Annotated in this window: 3 protein-coding genes and 1 rRNA gene; all 4 read left to right on the top strand. The window is 73.6% G+C overall.

Annotation, left to right across the window (positions count from 1 at the left end; genetic code table 11):
- The coding region (locus EBM89_RS22335) for a hypothetical protein (protein WP_233571886.1) at positions 1-214 on the top strand (214 nt) is incomplete at its 5' end.
- Positions 211-1,215, top strand: a complete 1,005-nt coding sequence (locus tag EBM89_RS20195) for a DUF8094 domain-containing protein (protein WP_122151363.1) — start codon at positions 211-213, stop codon at positions 1,213-1,215. The genes EBM89_RS22335 and EBM89_RS20195, both read left to right, overlap by 4 nt.
- Positions 1,216-1,249: 34 nt before the next feature.
- Positions 1,250-2,188 (top strand): tetratricopeptide repeat protein, encoded by a 939-nt coding sequence (locus EBM89_RS20190; RefSeq protein WP_122151362.1) that lies wholly within the window; start codon positions 1,250-1,252, stop codon positions 2,186-2,188.
- A gap of 686 nt (positions 2,189-2,874) precedes the next feature.
- Positions 2,875-2,996 (top strand): 16S ribosomal RNA (locus EBM89_RS20185); the annotation flags it as partial.

The raw sequence follows: 2,996 nt of genomic DNA, 5'->3' as shown, positions 1-2,996 counted from the left end.
AGCCCCCGCGGGTCCGCCGGCGGGGCCGGCCGCAGGCTGGACCGCCCCGAGGCCGCAGCGACCCGGCGAACCCGCCCCGGCGGCCCCCGCCGACGACGAGGCGGCGTCGCGCGCCCAGCGCGCGGACGCCTGGCGCCGGATGTGGGGCTTCCCCGAGGACGGTGCGCAGGACCAGGGCGAGCAGGGCACGCAGGAGACGGAGGAGGGCCGATGACCGCACGCACCACCCGACGCCGCCTGGCCGCCACCGCCGCAGCGGCCGTGGTGGCGCTCGGCCTCGCGGCCTGCGCCACGCCGGTCCCGGAGCCCCAGCCGGACGCCGCCCCCGCCGTCCCGCCGCCCGCGCTGAGCGTCGCGCAGTCCACACGGGTGCTCGACCAGGTGGGGGAGGTGCTCGCCGCCGGCGACGCCGCGCTCGACCCGGCCGGGCTGGACGCCCGCCTGACCGGGCCCGCCCTGGCGATCCGGTCCTCGGAGTACACCCGCGCGCAGGCGACGGGGGGCGAGCGCCCGCCGGTCACGCTGCCGACGACCGCGCAGACGACGATCGTCCCGGACACCGACACGTGGCCCCGGACGCAGATGGTCGTGACCGAGCAGCCCGCGGACCTGCAGGCGCCGCTGCTGATGGTGCTCGAGCAGGCCGGACCCCGGGAGCCGTACCGGCTGTGGGGCTGGGCGCGGCTCGGCCCGTCGGTGCAGATGCCGCTGACGGCCGACCCGACGGTGGGCAGCGAGCCCGTCGCCGCGGACGACACGTCCCTGCTGCTCAGCCCGCAGGAGGCGGTGGCGCAGTACGCGGACGTCCTCACCAACGGCGACGCCTCGGCGGCCGCGGCCACCTTCCCGCCGGACTTCTTCCGGACGGCCCTGACCGAGGCCCGCAACCAGACGGCGGCGAGCCTGCAGGCGGTCGCGACGGTCACCGAGACCGTCGCGCCCGAGGCCGACCAGGTGACCGCGCTGCGGACCGCGGACGGCGGCGCGATCGTCGTCGGCCAGCTGACGACCGTCACCACGGTGGCGCTCAGCCAGGGCAGCATCACCCTGAACGACCCGTTCGACGCGGCGCTGGCCGGCAAGGACAGCGTCACCAGCAACCTGGTGCGGACCTGGACCGACGTGGTAGCGCTGTACGTGCCGCCCGCCGGTGGTGGCGAGCAGGTGCAGGTCCTGGCCGCGGAGCACGCCCGCACCGCGGTCACCGGCGAGTGAGCCCCCGACCCCCGAGAGCAGGAGCAGAGCCAGCATGAGCCAGAACCCGGCCCACCAGCCGCGCCTCGACGTGCGCGGGGCGGTCGACCTGTCCGGGCTCGGGCGCCCGGCCACGCCGCCGCCCGGGTCGCCTGGGGGCCTGCCGGCCCCGGGGCCTTACGTCGTCGACGTCGACACCGACGGCTTCGCCGGACTGGTGCAGTCCTCGACCCAGCACCCGGTCGTCGTGCTGCTGTGGGCGACCTGGAGCGAGACGAGCATCGACCTCGCCCGCGACCTGGGCACGCTGGTCGACGGGTACGCCGGTCGTCTGCTGCTCGCGCGCATCGACTCGGAGGCCAACCCGCAGATCGCGCAGGCGTTCCAGGCGCAGTCGGTCCCGGCGGTCGTGGCGGTGCTCGCGGGGCAGCCGCTCCCGCTGTTCCAGGGCGCACCGCCGCTCGACCAGGTCCGGGGCGTCCTCGACCAGGTGCTGGAGGCCGCTGCCGCGAACGGCGTGACCGGCACGGTCGCCCCCGCCGACCACGAGGCCGCGCCCGCCGAGCCGGAGGAGCCGCCGCTGCCGCCGCTGCACCAGGAGGCGTACGACGCGATCGAGCGCGACGACCTGCCCGCCGCCGCCGCGGCCTACGAGCAGGCGCTCCGCGAGAACCCGCGTGACGACATGGCCCGCGCGGGTCTCGCGCAGGTCGGGCTGCTCTCCCGGACCCGGGACGTCGACCTCGCGGCGGTCCGGAAGGCCGCGGCCGACGCCCCTGGCGACGTGGACGCGCAGCTCGCGGTCGCCGACGTCGACGTGCTGGGCGGGCAGATCGAGGACGCGTTCGCGCGGCTGGTCGACACCCTGCGGGTGACGGCGGGTCCGGACAAGGAGCGGGTGCGCGTGCGGCTGGTCGAGCTGTTCGACGTCGTCGGCAACGACGACGCCCGGGTGGTGGCCGCCCGGCGGGCGATGGCGAGCGCGCTGTACTAGGCGACGACCGCGCACGATCCGACGGGGCCCGTCCGACCAGCACTGGTCGGACGGGCCCTGCGTCGTCCCGGGGACGGGGGAGCCGGACCGCGGGGGCAGCAGCTGTGCAGGTGGGCGGGCAGATCCGCATGAATCCGCGGGTGACGGCGGTCACGCCGTCCCGAGTTGACGCTCATCCGGTGGGGTGCGTAATGTTCTACGACGTCGCCCGGCAAGGGAAACGGACAACGAGGGTCACCTCGGTACCGGTTCTGCAGGGCGGCCACCCCCACCGCAAGGCTCCACGGGACACTCGTGCCCCGTGATCGGTCGCGCGGCGGGCGGTCCGGGAAGTCGGAACGGTCCACACGGACTTGACAGGCTGAAACGGACCGGATAAGTTTGAACGGTTGCCTCCGGCCAGGAGCCCGCAAGGGCGAGTGGGGGATGCGCGTCTGTTCTTTGAGAACTCAACAGTGTGCCTAGTAGTTGATGCCAAGATGGTTCATCGCTCGGGTGGTCGTCCCAATCGGGGTGATTGCGTGTGGTGGTGGATTCTTGGTTGATATCGAGTCGGTGCCTCTGCTTCCGTCGGGGTCCGGCTCGTTAACAGCCGAATTCAACTGGTTGCTCCTTCGTCAGCGTGGGGGTGGCCGTTTCGTGTGTCGGTTTGCCACTGCCTTCGGGTGGTGGAGGCCATGTAGACATCTACGGAGAGTTTGATTCTGGCTCAGGACGAACGCTGGCGGCGTGCTTAACACATGCAAGTCGAACGGTGAAGCCCAGCTTGCTGGGTGGATCAGTGGCGAACGGGTGAGTAACACGTGAG

The sequence above is a fragment of the Cellulomonas triticagri genome (assembly GCF_003696205.1).
GTDB classification, from domain to species: domain Bacteria; phylum Actinomycetota; class Actinomycetes; order Actinomycetales; family Cellulomonadaceae; genus Cellulomonas; species Cellulomonas triticagri.
The sequence above is the reverse complement of the archived record's forward strand: the minus strand, read 5'-3'. Positions and strand labels throughout refer to the sequence as shown.